12 protein-coding genes are annotated in these 12076 nt (G+C 58.9%); 5 read left to right on the top strand and 7 right to left on the bottom strand.

All coding sequences use genetic code 11. The features are described from left to right. Window positions 1–230, top strand: a 230-nt coding sequence (gene tnpA / locus SYN60AY4M2_RS00580) for an IS200/IS605 family transposase (protein ID WP_143597296.1), incomplete at its 5' end; no start/stop codon positions are given. Between the two features lie 27 nt (window positions 231–257). Here the strand turns inward: tnpA and SYN60AY4M2_RS00575 are convergent. The 7 genes from SYN60AY4M2_RS00575 to rplI all read right to left on the bottom strand — a co-directional run bounded on the left by SYN60AY4M2_RS00575 (window position 258) and on the right by rplI (window position 7787). Beyond that, window positions 258–1466, bottom strand: a complete 1209-nt coding sequence (locus SYN60AY4M2_RS00575; protein WP_099812083.1) for an MlaD family protein — start codon at window positions 1464–1466, stop codon at window positions 258–260. Then, window positions 1466–2203 (bottom strand): ATP-binding cassette domain-containing protein, encoded by a 738-nt coding sequence (locus SYN60AY4M2_RS00570; RefSeq protein ID WP_240527653.1) that lies wholly within the window; start codon window positions 2201–2203, stop codon window positions 1466–1468. The genes SYN60AY4M2_RS00575 and SYN60AY4M2_RS00570 overlap by 1 nt, the downstream gene beginning before the upstream one ends. A 310-nt stretch (window positions 2204–2513) precedes the next feature. Continuing rightward, window positions 2514–3335 carry a TerC family protein gene (locus SYN60AY4M2_RS00565; protein WP_228375215.1) on the bottom strand — a complete coding sequence of 274 codons (822 nt, stop codon included), beginning with the start codon at window positions 3333–3335 and terminating at the stop codon, window positions 2514–2516. Window positions 3336–3587: 252 nt separating this feature from the next. Next, window positions 3588–4394, bottom strand: coding sequence for a nickel pincer cofactor biosynthesis protein LarB (larB, locus tag SYN60AY4M2_RS00560; RefSeq protein ID WP_099812081.1), 807 nt, complete (start codon window positions 4392–4394; stop codon window positions 3588–3590). A 23-nt stretch (window positions 4395–4417) separates the two neighbouring features. Next, window positions 4418–5311, bottom strand: coding sequence for a universal stress protein (locus SYN60AY4M2_RS00555; RefSeq protein WP_099812080.1), 894 nt, complete (start codon window positions 5309–5311; stop codon window positions 4418–4420). A gap of 128 nt (window positions 5312–5439) precedes the next feature. Beyond that, window positions 5440–7215 carry a replicative DNA helicase gene (gene dnaB / locus SYN60AY4M2_RS00550; protein WP_099813175.1) on the bottom strand — a complete coding sequence of 592 codons (1776 nt, stop codon included), beginning with the start codon at window positions 7213–7215 and terminating at the stop codon, window positions 5440–5442. A 110-nt stretch (window positions 7216–7325) separates the two neighbouring features. Next, complete coding sequence (rplI, locus tag SYN60AY4M2_RS00545; RefSeq protein WP_011430393.1) at window positions 7326–7787, bottom strand: 50S ribosomal protein L9; 462 nt, start codon at window positions 7785–7787, stop codon at window positions 7326–7328. A 359-nt stretch (window positions 7788–8146) separates the two neighbouring features. Between rplI and pstS the strand changes: the two genes are divergently transcribed. The 4 genes from pstS (at window position 8147) to pstB (ending at window position 12036) form a co-directional block, all read left to right on the top strand. Then, the gene (pstS, locus tag SYN60AY4M2_RS00540) at window positions 8147–9226 is read left to right on the top strand and encodes a phosphate ABC transporter substrate-binding protein PstS (protein ID WP_099812079.1); all 1080 of its coding nucleotides are present in this window, start codon (window positions 8147–8149) and stop codon (window positions 9224–9226) included. Between the two features lie 71 nt (window positions 9227–9297). Then, window positions 9298–10266 (top strand): phosphate ABC transporter permease subunit PstC, encoded by a 969-nt coding sequence (gene pstC / locus SYN60AY4M2_RS00535; RefSeq protein WP_099812078.1) that lies wholly within the window; start codon window positions 9298–9300, stop codon window positions 10264–10266. A gap of 6 nt (window positions 10267–10272) precedes the next feature. Next, window positions 10273–11172 carry a phosphate ABC transporter permease PstA gene (gene pstA, locus SYN60AY4M2_RS00530; protein WP_099812077.1) on the top strand — a complete coding sequence of 300 codons (900 nt, stop codon included), beginning with the start codon at window positions 10273–10275 and terminating at the stop codon, window positions 11170–11172. A 36-nt stretch (window positions 11173–11208) separates the two neighbouring features. Next, window positions 11209–12036 (top strand): phosphate ABC transporter ATP-binding protein PstB, encoded by an 828-nt coding sequence (pstB, locus tag SYN60AY4M2_RS00525; protein WP_099812076.1) that lies wholly within the window; start codon window positions 11209–11211, stop codon window positions 12034–12036. Window positions 12037–12076: the final 40 nt, after the last annotated feature.

Genomic DNA, 12076 nt, shown 5'->3' with positions numbered 1-12076 from the left:
ATGTGCATCTGTTGGTGAGTTTTCCGCCGGATGTTCAGGTCTCAAGGCTGGTGAACAACCTGAAAACAGTCTCCAGCCGGTTGATTCGCAAAGAGTTCGCCACAGAGGTGGCACGGTTCTACAGCAAGCCTGTATTTTGGGCAGGGGCCTATTTTGTTGCCTCTTGTGGTGGGGTCACCGTTGAGGAGTTGAAGAAGTATGTCGAGCAGCAGGCATCGCCCAGATTGTGAGACTCAGGGGCATTGAACCCCTTCGTCTCACCGCCTATCCCCCATCCCGCCAAGCTGCGCTGTGGCGGGAGTACCCCAGAGGTTCTGATGGAAGCGATAATCCTGAGCCCCAGCAGGCCGGATCCCTTCCTCTGAAGGGGCGCTGGAGACCAAGTTGCTCAGCCCCAACACCAGTTCCCGGAGAGCGCGACGAAACTGGGGATCCCCGGTCAGCTCGTCGATATCGGCAGTGATCTTTTGCGCGTTTTGAAAGGTGATGCGGGCCGAGTCCAGAGTTTGGCGCAAGGTCGCCAGGGTGCCCGGATCGTTGAGGCTGGCGGCAAGCTGCCGCAGATCGTCGGTAGCTTGGGACACGTTCTCCGCCGCCGCTCGCACCTCGGCCAGGATCTGGCGCACATCCGCCTGCAGTTGCGGATCGGTAAGCAGCGGGCGAACCGCGCTCGACATGGCTTGCAGATCAGCGCTCACCTGCTGGATGTTTTCCAGGGCAGCCTGGAGGGAGGTGCGGTTCTGTTCCACCAGAACGGTGAACCGATCGGCAGCCGCTTGAAAACTGCGGGCCGTTTCCCTCACAGCTCCAGCCGCGTCTTGGATAGCCACAGCAGCCGAGGTAAATTGCGACAAGTCCAGATCTTCGGTGCGCAGGGCTGCCACCTGCTTCTCCACAGTTTCCGAGAGGTCGGCCACGCTGTTGGCAACACGGGTGATCCCTTCTAAGGTGGCGTTGAGGGTATCGAAGAACTCATCGTTGTTGATGCGCGTCACCAGCCGATCCACCTGAACCAGCAACTGGCCGAAACCCACGCCCGGCTCGCCCTCCACCCTATCCCCATCGCAGATGATCTGGCTGCGGTCGCAATCGGCTGCCAAGGGAGATCCTGTTAGCTGCACAGCCGCCTGCGGCAGGATATCCATCACCGTCTCCCCCACCAGCCCCGTCTGGGTGGTAACAAACAGGGCGTCGCGCGGGATGACCAGCGGCTGGTCGATAGCCACCTGCACCTCCACCTGGGCTGCCTGGGGCAGGATGCGCTCCACCCGGCCCACAGCTACTCCCCGCAGCCGCACGCTGGAGCCTTCCGCCAGGCCGGCCACATTGGGATAGGTGACGGTGAACCGAAAGCCGCGGCTGCCGAAGCGCAAGTTGTAGATCCACAAAAACAGCCCGGCAAAGCCCAGTGCCCCCGCCAAGATCAACAGGCCCACCGCCCCTTCTCGGATTGCTCGCGAACGCATCACACCTGCCCTGCCACTTGAATTGGCCCTTCTACGCTACCGCTGAAAAATTGCCGCACAAAGGGGTTGTCGCACGTTTCGATCTCTTGCACGGATCCCTCCCACTGCACCCGCCCCTGGGCCAAGAGCACAATCCGGTCGGTGGCGCGGTAGATGGTGCTGTGCTGGTGGGTCACCACAATGTAGCTCTCGCAAGCTTTTTTCACGCGCTGCAGATCCCGGATGAGATCTTCGATCACGGTGGAAGCAATGGGATCCAAGCCTGCTGTGGGCTCGTCGTAGAGCAGCAGTTGCGGCTCGTCCTGGGGCAGCGACGGATCCTCCATGATGGCGCGGGCGAAGCTGGCCCGCTTGCGCATCCCCCCAGAAAGCTCCTCCGGCAGGCTGTGCTCCTTGCCCGCCAGCCCCACCGCCTCCAGCTTGGCCGCCACCAGCTCCCGAATGCGTGCCCGCGGCAGCCGCGAGTGCTCATAGAGCAAAAAACCGACGTTTTCTTCCACCGTCAGGGAGTCGAAGAGGGCCGCTTGCTGGAATACCATGCCTACCCGCAGGGGGGGAGTCTGATGGCCGGCCTGAATTTCCGGCAGCGGGATCCCACACCAGAGCACCTCGCCAGCCTCCGGCTCCGTCAGGCCGGCAATAATGCGCAGCAAGGTCGATTTGCCGGTGCCGGAAGGCCCCACCACTCCTAGGGCATCGCCCCGGTACACCTTGAGGTCAATCCCATCCAGCACCACCGTAGACCCAAAGCGCTTGCAGACCTGCCGCAGCTCTACCAGAGGGATCGGATCGTTTACCTTGGCTGGAGAGGAAAGGGGCTGAGGTTGACCATTCTCTACCCCTGCTGGCGGCTTCTGCTGGCTGTCCCTGCTTGTGGCAATGGCTTGCTGGCAGCACTTTGCCCACCACTTCTGGCAAAACTGCGGAATCAGGATACCTTCCTCCGGTGGCTTGCCTCCACTACTAGTCTACAAGGCCCTCCCGTTGCCCGAACAACCTGCCGGCGTTCACCGGCCCCAGGGATCCGAAATTCCTCCCTGGGCTCCCTTAGTCCAGCTCAGCGGCAGACTCAACCTCAGCAAGAGCGGCTAAGCCGGCAGGGATCCCTTCCGTCGAACTGGGCAGAGTCGAATCTGGCTGGGCCACGGCTGGAGGAGAAGGACTGCGGCGCTGCGAAAAGCCCCAGACAAACAAAGGCAGCACAGCCAGCACCATCCCCCATTCCGGGAGCTCAATTTGGGGGAAAAACACCTCCAGCAGCATGAGGCTTCCCACCAGGGCGATGATGGCAAAGGCAGCATCTTCCAGGCGGGAAAACTCATCCAGCCAGCGCAAGAACAAAGAGGCCATGTAGCGCATCAGGGTGATGCCGAGAATGCCGCCGAGGATGATCACCCAAGCCTTGCGGGAGACGCCCACCGAAGCGGCGATGCTGTCGAAAGAAAAGACTAGATCCGTCAGCTCTACCATCACCAGAGTTTGCCAAAAATTGGCCTGGCGAGTGATGTCTTGCTCGGGTCCTTCTTCTTCCCCGCGAAAATGCTGCCAGGCCAGCCAGAGCAAGTAACAGGCCCCAAGAAACTGAGCGGGCGGATACTCCACCAGCCAAACCGCTGCAAACACAATGGCGATGCGAAAACCATAGGCGCCAATGATGCCCCAGCGCAAAGCCCGGTTCTGTTGCTGGGGGGTGGGCAAATGCTTGACCAAAGCAGCTAGGGCGACGGCGTTATCAGCAGAGAGGGCTGCTTCCAAAAACACCAGAGCCACCACCAAAAAGAGATCCGTCCAAGTGAAGGACTGAACGATCCCCTGAACAAGAGCCACAGCGGTATTTATTGCCTCGATGGACATAGCAGCAAGCTTCATGTACCCCGGCTAAAAAATCGTTCGTTCAGTGCAGCCAACCCCAGACTGCTATCCTATAATCGACAACTCCTTTCATTTGCTTTCATTTTTATGGTCGTTTTTATGGTCGTTAGGGAGCGCCCCAAGAATGATACCTGAGGAAAGAACCCACCCCTCAATTCTTGGAAACAACCTCCCAGCGGAGACAGCCAAAATCCCGGCCTAGCCATGGCCTGAGTATAGCCTGTCTGGCTTAGGATTGTTTTACATTTCTTAACCTTCTCCCTCTCCAGGGGATGCAGGCGAGGGCAATCGCGACGCCAGCCGCTGGCCACAGCGCAGGATCTGGCCGGCCAGAATCGCAGCCCCAAAGCCGTTGTCGATGTTCACCACTCCCACTCCCGCCGCACAGGAGTTGAGCATGGTCAGTAGGGCAGCCAAGCCCTGGAAGCTGGCCCCGTAGCCAACGCTGGTGGGCACAGCGATTACCGGACAGTCTGCCAGGCCCGCCACCACGCTGGCCAAGGCTCCCTCCATGCCTGCCACTACAATGAGCACATCGGCTTCCAGAGCGGCGCGGTGGTGCAGCAGGCGGTGGATCCCGGCCACTCCCACATCCCAGAGGCGGTTGACCTGAAACCCGGAGAGCTCGGCGGTGAGAGCGGCCTCTTCAGCCACCGGCACGTCGGCAGTGCCAGCGGAGATCACGCTAATCTGGCCGGGATAGCTATGCACCTTTTGGGGAGGGATCCAGCACAAGCGCGCTACAGGAGAATACTGGGCCTGGGGCAAGCGGCAGCGAACTTGGGCATAGACCGAGGGATCGACGCGGGTGGCCAAAGCTAGGGATCCCTGGCGGTGCAGCCGCTCCAGAATCTGGGCAATCTGCTCGGGAGTTTTGCCCGGCCCCCACACGGCTTCGGGAAAGCCGGTGCGCAGAAGGCGATGGTGATCCACCCGGGCGAAGTCTCCTACCGCCTCAAAAGGCAGGAAGCGACAGGCTTGCAGGGCCTGCTCGGGAGAGAGCTTCCCCTGAGCCACCGCCTGGAACAGTTCCTTCAAGGTTTGGTCAAGCGGCATAGAAGGGGGGTTGGGCAGCTCTACTACGCTAAGGAACCGCGCGGGAAAAACAACACCGGATGCCAACTTTGCCGTAGAATCTCGCCGGTGAGGCTACGGATTGACCACTCCCAAAAGGTCCCCACCCGTGGGGAGGCGGTGGCAATGGCGGTCATGTCCTCCTCAGCAGCGGTGGCTAGGATTTCCTGAAGCGGGGATCCCACCCGCACCAAGGCCCGCAACTGCACCGGTTTTACCTGCTCGACCAGCGGCTCGACTAACCGGGCCAAGTCGGCCTCGGCCCTGCGCTTGAGCTCTTCTGCCGGCGATCCCTGGTTGCGGCGGGCGCTGGGATCCACCACATAGAGCAGCGTAATGGCCTGACACTGGGAAGTTCCTGGCAGCAGTTGGCCAAGACGGCTGAGGAGCTGCCGGCGGGGCTCCTCAAAGTCAAAAGGCACTAGGAGGGAGCGAAATAGGTGGCGGCTGCGCAGGTGCAATTCTTCCAGAGTAAAGGCGGCGATGAGTTGCGGACGCATCACCATTACCGGGATGGTCAGCTTCGGCAGCAGCTCCAAGGTGGTGCTTCCAAACAGTTTTTCGGTGAGCAGATTGTGGATCCCCATGCCTGTGATTAGCAAGTCGGAGCTGCAGGTTTGGATCCCTCTTAAAATCAGATCCACCGCCTTGCCCGCCTGCACCAAGACTTTGACTTCCAGCCCTGCAGGAACGGCGCTCAACACCTCGTGTAAGCGAGCCTGTTGCGCCTGCACTTTGGGGGTGAGGTCTTCGGGAAGGCCAATGTCGTCGTCCTGCCGAGCAACGCTATGCACAAAAGCAACGCGCTCAATCCCATTCAGGTAAAGCTCTTCTAGGCATTTGCCAAAACGCTGCAGTCCATCGCGGCAATCGGTGGCGATCAACAGGCTTTTGAACATATGGCTTTAGGCAGAGGGAGGTAGCCAGCAACAGCAACCTGCCCTAGGGGGGCAATCTCAGGCTAACACCTCGCACCCCGGACCTGTCCTTGAAAGGAGTCCCGATCTACTTCTGCTGCGGCTTTCGCTCACCGATAGGGATCCGCCAGGTTGCGAAACTGGGTGTACTGGCTTTCAAACAAAAGGCGTACGGTGCCAGTAGGGCCGTTGCGATGTTTGGCGACGATCACCTCGGCAATGCCGCGATCGCTGGTGTTGGGATCGTAGTACTCGGGCCGGTAGATCATCATCACCACGTCGGCATCCTGCTCGATGCTGTTGTGCACCAGCAGGCCGTTGGCCACAAAGTTGTGGTGGCGGGGCATCTCGATGTCGTAAACCGGTTGCGGCTCCCCCGGCTCGCTAATGAAGACGACGGGATCCCAGATCAACCCCTCCTGCACCACCACCGCCACCTCCTCCTCCAGTTGCAGCTCGTCGAGGGTTTTCCAGCCGTCCCGAGTTAGGAAAGGGTGGTTGCCAGTGGCACGAATGGAAAAGTTGAGGCGGGTTTTTAGAAGACATGTGGGCTGCCGCCCACTGCAAAATACCCTCACTGGCTGTTGGGGCACCAGCCGCCCGCGCCCATTGAGGCTGAGCAGGCGCGGCAGTTCTGCTGAAGGCGGCAGGGCTGCCAGTTGCTCCAGCCGCCAGATCTTGCCGCGATCCACGTCCCTCACGCGGGTATCGCCGGCTAGACAACCCGACTCCCGCAAATCTGCCAGTTGCGGACGCTTGTCTGAGCGCGACTCCACTGCCCGGCTGAGCTGAGATAGCACCAGCACCGGCACCATCAGCTCTTTGGCTAGCGCCTTGAGGCCGCGGGTAATGCGCGACAATTCCTGCACCCGGTTGTCGGACTCAGATCCCTGGATGAGCTGCAAGTAGTCGATCAACACCAACCCCAACGTCCCTCCTTGCTCCACCTGCAGACGCCGCGCCTTAGAGCGAATTTCTGTAACCGTGCAGTTGGGCGTGTCGTCGATAAACAAAGGCAGTTGCGACAAAAAGCCAATCGCCTGCCCCAGGCGTTGCCACTCATTCTCGCTGATGCGCCCGGATCGCAGACGGCTACTATCAATGCGCGCCTCGCTGGCCAAGAGCCGCTGCACCAGTTGCTCCCGCGACATCTCCAGGCTGAAGATGGCCACCGGTTGCTTGACGTAGGCAGCCACATTTTGGGCAATGTTAAGAGCCAGGCTGGTCTTTCCCATCGAGGGACGGCCGGCTAGGATGACCAAATCCGACCGCTGCAAGCCCTGGGTCAGGTTGTCGAGGTCAATGAATTTGGTCGGGATCCCAGGGATCTGAGCCCCGCTCTGGAACCTCTCCTCCAACTCTGAGAAGATGTTTACCAAAACTTCCGAGGCTGGAACAAGGCTGCGCTGCACCCGTTCCTGGGTGAGGCTGAACACCTCTTGCTCGGCTCGATCCAGGAGCTGAGGGAGAGGCTGGCTAGTGTCGTAGGCCAGACGCGCCAAGGTGTTGCTGACTTGAATCAGCCGGCGGCGCATGTATTTGTCCACCACCAGACGGGCATACTGGTCAATGTTGACACTGCTAACCGTCTGCTCCACTAAGCGGCGAATTGCCGCCGTTCCTCCCACCCGCTCCAAGAGCTGGTGATCTGCCAACCAGGCAGAAACAGTGGTCAGGTCAGTGGGCTGGCCCTGGCTGTACAACTGCAGAGCAGCCCGGTAGATCTCCTGGTGGGCGGAGAGGTAGAACATCTCAGGCCGCAAGAGCTCCGCCACCCGCGCCATCGCCTCAGGGTCAAGGAGGATGCCGCCCAAGATCTCCTCCTCAGCTTCGATGTTCTGAGGCGGAAGCCGATCCCCACCGCTCAGGTCGTAATCGCTAATCACCACCAGCCAGGGTAGAAAAACCAAGCTCTCCCCCGCTCTCCGACTGCTAGGCTGCACACCCTAGCGCAGCGGGCCAAGTGGGCATAGCCGTCTGAACCAGAACCTCTTTTCTACTCAGGCGTGACCTGAATGCGCAGCGTAGCGGTAACCTCGGGGTGTAACTTCACCTGCACCAGGTAAACCCCAGTTTTCTTGATCTCCTCATCGAGTAGGACATTGCGGCGGTCGATATCGAGGCCACTGGTAGCCAGCACCACCTCGGCAATATCGCTGGCAGTTACCTGTCCAAAGAGCAGGTCTTTTTCGCCCACCTTCTTGCGGATGACAAAACGGCCAATCGTCTCCAAAGCCTTTTTGTAGTTTTCCGCCTGTTGCTTCTCAGCCAGCTTGCGGGCTGCTTCCTGCTCCCGCCGCATCTGCTGCTCCTTGAGAAGTCCAGGCGTAAGCCGCACCGCCATCTGCCGCGGGAAAAGGTAGTTGCGGGCATAGCCCGGCCTGACACTCACCACCTCTCCCGGCTTGCCGAGCCCAGGAACCGCCTGGCGCAGCATCACCTGCACATCTTTTGCCATAGGAGGAAGGCACCCACTCTCTTGACAGCTCTCTATTCTAGGCATTCCCCCGACCAATGTCAGCCCAGCCCCAGCCTCCCCCTGGGGTCTCTACCCTGATTAAGCCCGACAGTCGCGACCTCGGCTGCTGGGCCTAGAAATAACCTAGAAATAACCTGAATTTAACCTCTTGTTGACCCAAAAAGGGTTGACCTTACGTTACACTTAGCGACCGATTAGCGACTGAGTTGCAAGGGCTGGGGTCTCAACGAGATCCTGTGCTCTCTTCGGCCCGGTGGACTGAACTCTTGGAGTTAGGTTTCACAGTTGCAGCTTTTTGACCTGGGCTAGGACACGCTCTTCAGTGGAGAGATCTCTGTATGTTGATGTCGCATTCCTTGGGTCGTCGTTCTTTCCTTAAGTCCTTGTCGGCAGTTGCTGCTGGTTTTGCGGCAAGTCAGGCCGGCTGGCAGCGAGTGTTTGCCCAGCAGAAGACGATAACCATCAACGGCGCTGGAGCTACCTTCCCGGCCCCCCTCTACCAAACGTGGGCCCAAGAATTTGGCAAGAAAAACCCCAACATCCAAGTCAACTACCAATCGGTGGGGAGCGGCGCTGGCCGTCAGCAATTTGTGGCCCGCACTGTCGACTTCGGCGCCAGTGATAGCGTGCCGCGTCCTGAGGAGATTAGCAAGATTGAGGGTGAAGCCAACCCTCCCAAGGGCATGGTGGCCGTGCCTATGGTGGGCGGGGCATTGGTGGCAGCCTATAACGTCCCCGGCGTAGGTCCTGAAATTCGCCTCTCTCGCCTGGCGCTGGCCAATATCTTCCTGGGCAAGATCAAGAAGTGGAACGATCCGCTGCTGGCTGGCCTTAACCCAGGCGTGACTCTCCCAGATCTGCCGATTACTGTTGTGCACCGCTCTGATGGCAGTGGCACCACCGACATCTTTACCACCCACCTCAACGCCATTAGCCCCGAATGGCGGCAAAAAGTGGGCCGTGGCTCTTCCGTGAACTGGCCAACTGGCGTGGGAGCTCGCGGTAACGAAGGCGTTTCTGAACAAATCAAGCAGATTCCTGGCTCAATCGGCTATGTGGAGTACGGCTTTGCTAAGCTCAACAACCTAAATTTCGCTCGCCTGGAAAACCGGGCAGGCAAGTTCGTCGTCCCCAAAGTTGAGACGGAGCAGGCAGCGCTGGCGAGAATCAAGCTCGACGAGCGGCTGCTGGGGGTTGACCCAGATCCCGAAGGGGAAGACTCCTACCCCATTGTGGGCTACACGTGGATCTTGGCTTACCAAGTCTACCCCAAAGCTGAAACCTCCAAGGCTGTCAGAGAGTTTCTTCGCTACGCCCTCACCGAGGGGCAATCCTTTGCGGAGCCGCTGGGCTATGTGCCTTTGCCGGAGGAAACGCGAAAGAAATCTCTGGCTGCCCTGGAAAAAATCACTCCGTAGAGGTTTGGAAGAAAGCTCTGGCTGCCCTGGAAAGCATCACTTTGTAGAGGTTTGTACCCCCTACCCAGCAGATGACCACTACCTTTTCGGAGAGCAGTTCTCTATTTCGGCCCCGGCCCGTCTTCCAGCGCCGGCGCGACTGGCTATTTATTTGGGCAACGCGGATCGCCGTCTTTTTCTCGGCTTTCCTACTGTTGTGGATTGCCCTGGAGATTGGGATTCAGGCGCTACCTGCCATTCGGAAGTTCGGGCTGGGCTTTTTCTGGGGCACCACCTGGGATCCTGTTGAGAACATTTACAGTGCTTGGCCCCAGATCTACGGCACGCTGGTAACTTCTCTGATTGCTCTGATCGTGGGCGTTCCCTTAAGCTTTGGCATCTCCATCTTTTTGAGCGAGGACTTTTTGCCCAAGCCTTTGCGCACAGCCTTGATCATCGTGGTGGAGCTGCTGGCAGCCATTCCCAGTGTGGTCTACGGCATTTGGGGGTTGTTTATCTTCATCCCCTTCTTCCGCCCTATACAGATGTTTTTGTTCCAGCACTTCAACTGGCTGCCCATTTTCAGCACACCACCAGTAGGGCCTGGGATGTTGACATCGGGGGTTGTCTTGGGGATCATGATCATCCCCATCATTACTGCCATCGCCAGGGAAATGCTGGTGTCCGTTCCGCCAGAGTTGCGGGCGGCTGCCTATGCGATGGGAGCCACTCGCTGGGAAGCCATCTTTGGTGTCGTGCTGCCGGCAGCAATTGGCGGCCTCCTGGGAGCGGTGGTTTTGGGTTTGGGACGCGCCATGGGGGAGACGATGGCAGTAGCGATGCTGATTGGGAATGCCCGCGGCATTAGCATCTCGCTTCTGGCTCCTGCCAGCAACATCCCAGCCCTATTGGCCAACGAGTTTGCGGAAGCGGGCCCCGAGCAGGTTGCAGCACTTATGTATTTGGCCTTGATTCTGTTAGCCATCACTCTGGTGGTTAACATTGCGGCGGAGCTGATGATACGCCGTGTCAAGTTTGCGCTAACAGCTTCGTGGGAGTAGAGGAACATGACAGCGCAAGTGCAGGCGGTAGAGCAAGGCAATTGGTTTAAGCGCAGAGCGAAGCCCTGGCAGCGCATCTTCTTGGATGTAGGAATGACAGCGCTGACAGCTATCTCCAGCATCTTCGCCATTTTTGTGCTGGCTCTCATCCTCTACTACGTTTTCACCAGGGGCATCGAGCGCCTGAACTGGCAGACGCTGACCCAGCTTCCCCCTCCTCCGGGCGATCAGGTGGGCGGATTTGGCAATGCGGTGCTGGGGACGATTATTGTGGTGTCGATTGCTATCTCCATCACATTCCCCATTGGTCTATTCGCAGCCATCTATCTCTCGGAGTTTGGCAAAAACAGCCCCGTGGCCTCCTTTCTGCGCTTCGTTATCAAGGTGTTGACGGGGGTTCCCTCCATCATTGCCGGGGTGTTTGCCTATGGGGTGCTGGTGCTTTCCTCCAAAACCTTCTCGGCCCTTGCCGGCGGGATGGCTCTATCGGTGCTGACCCTGCCTATCATCATTTTGTCCAGTGAAGAGGCGATGCGCCTGGTGCCGGCCGATACGCGGGCTGCTGCCTATGCGTTGGGGGCTTCGCGAGTGCAGACGGTGTTTCGCGTGGTGTTGCCAGCGGCTCTGCCGGTGATCCTGACGGGGGTGACGTTGGCCATTGCCCGCGCTGCAGGTGAGACGGCGCCCCTGATCTTCACGGCTTTGTTTAGCTTTCTCTGGCCCAGCGGTTTGTTGAAGCCAGTGGCCTCGCTGGCTGTGTTGATCTACAACTTTGCCCTTGTCCCCTTTGAAAACCAGCAGAAGCTTGCCTGGGGAGGGGCTTTGGCTCTGGTGATTTTGGTCCTGATTACCACCGTCAGTTTCCGGCTCCTTGTGAGTCGTCGCCAAGAAGCCATCACTATCTAAGCCTTGCAGCGACGTTATCTTCTTTTCAACACGCCTATGCGCTCTCCACTCTCTGACAAGTCGGGCTCTCCTGAGCAACCCACCCGGTTGGAGGTTGAACTAGAGACGCGGGATCTGAGCGTCTACTACGGCTCCCACCTGGCGGTTAAGCAGGTTTCCCTGAAGATCCCGAAAAATCACATCACAGCCTTTATTGGACCCTCAGGTTGCGGCAAGAGCACTATTTTGCGCTGCTTCAACCGCATGAATGACTTAATCCCAGGGGCAAGGGTAGAAGGCTCCGTTATCTTCCACGGGAAAAACATCTACGACCCGGATGTGGATCCCTCTGAGGTGCGGCGGCGGGTTGGCCTAGTGTTTCAGAAGCCCAACCCCTTCCCCAAATCCGTCTACGACAACATTGCCTTTGGGCCCCGGATTAATGGCTACCAGGGGGATCTGGACGAGCTCGTGGAGCGGGCACTGCGCCAGGCCGTTCTCTGGGATGAGGTGAAAGATAAGTTGAGGATGAGCGCCCTTTCCCTCTCCGGTGGACAACAGCAGCGCCTCTGCATTGCCCGCACCCTGGCCATTCAGCCGGAGGTAATTCTAATGGACGAGCCTTGCGCCTCGCTGGATCCGATTTCTACGCTGCGCATTGAGGAGCTGCTTAAGGAATTGGGCCGTCGCTACACGATCATCATCGTCACCCACAACATGCAGCAGGCAGCTCGCGTGTCCGACTTCACTGCCTTCTTCAACACTGAACTTGACGAGAGAGGGATCCGCTACGGACGAATGGTAGAGTTTGACCGCACCGAGAAGATCTTCAACTCTCCCGCCAACCGCGAGACGGAAGAGTATGTGAGCGGGCGCTTTGGCTAAGTCGCGGCTGACAGAAGGGATCCCGGTCGTCTATCTTGAT

Source organism: Synechococcus sp. 60AY4M2, assembly GCF_002760375.1.
GTDB lineage: Bacteria > Cyanobacteriota > Cyanobacteriia > Thermostichales > Thermostichaceae > Thermostichus.
The sequence above is the reverse complement of the archived record's forward strand: the minus strand, read 5'-3'. Positions and strand labels throughout refer to the sequence as shown.

Coding starts and splice junctions, on each gene's coding strand:
- SYN60AY4M2_RS00565 (WP_228375215.1), bottom strand. CDS start 3,335: ATGAAGCTTGCTGCTATGTCCATCGAGGCAATAAATACCGCTGTGGCT.
- pstB (WP_099812076.1), top strand. CDS start 11,209: ATGCGCTCTCCACTCTCTGACAAGTCGGGCTCTCCTGAGCAACCCACC.
- rplI (WP_011430393.1), bottom strand. CDS start 7,787: ATGGCAAAAGATGTGCAGGTGATGCTGCGCCAGGCGGTTCCTGGGCTC.
- pstA (WP_099812077.1), top strand. CDS start 10,273: ATGACAGCGCAAGTGCAGGCGGTAGAGCAAGGCAATTGGTTTAAGCGC.
- larB (WP_099812081.1), bottom strand. CDS start 4,394: ATGCCGCTTGACCAAACCTTGAAGGAACTGTTCCAGGCGGTGGCTCAG.
- SYN60AY4M2_RS00555 (WP_099812080.1), bottom strand. CDS start 5,311: ATGTTCAAAAGCCTGTTGATCGCCACCGATTGCCGCGATGGACTGCAG.
- SYN60AY4M2_RS00575 (WP_099812083.1), bottom strand. CDS start 1,466: ATGCGTTCGCGAGCAATCCGAGAAGGGGCGGTGGGCCTGTTGATCTTG.
- pstS (WP_099812079.1), top strand. CDS start 8,147: ATGTTGATGTCGCATTCCTTGGGTCGTCGTTCTTTCCTTAAGTCCTTG.
- pstC (WP_099812078.1), top strand. CDS start 9,298: ATGACCACTACCTTTTCGGAGAGCAGTTCTCTATTTCGGCCCCGGCCC.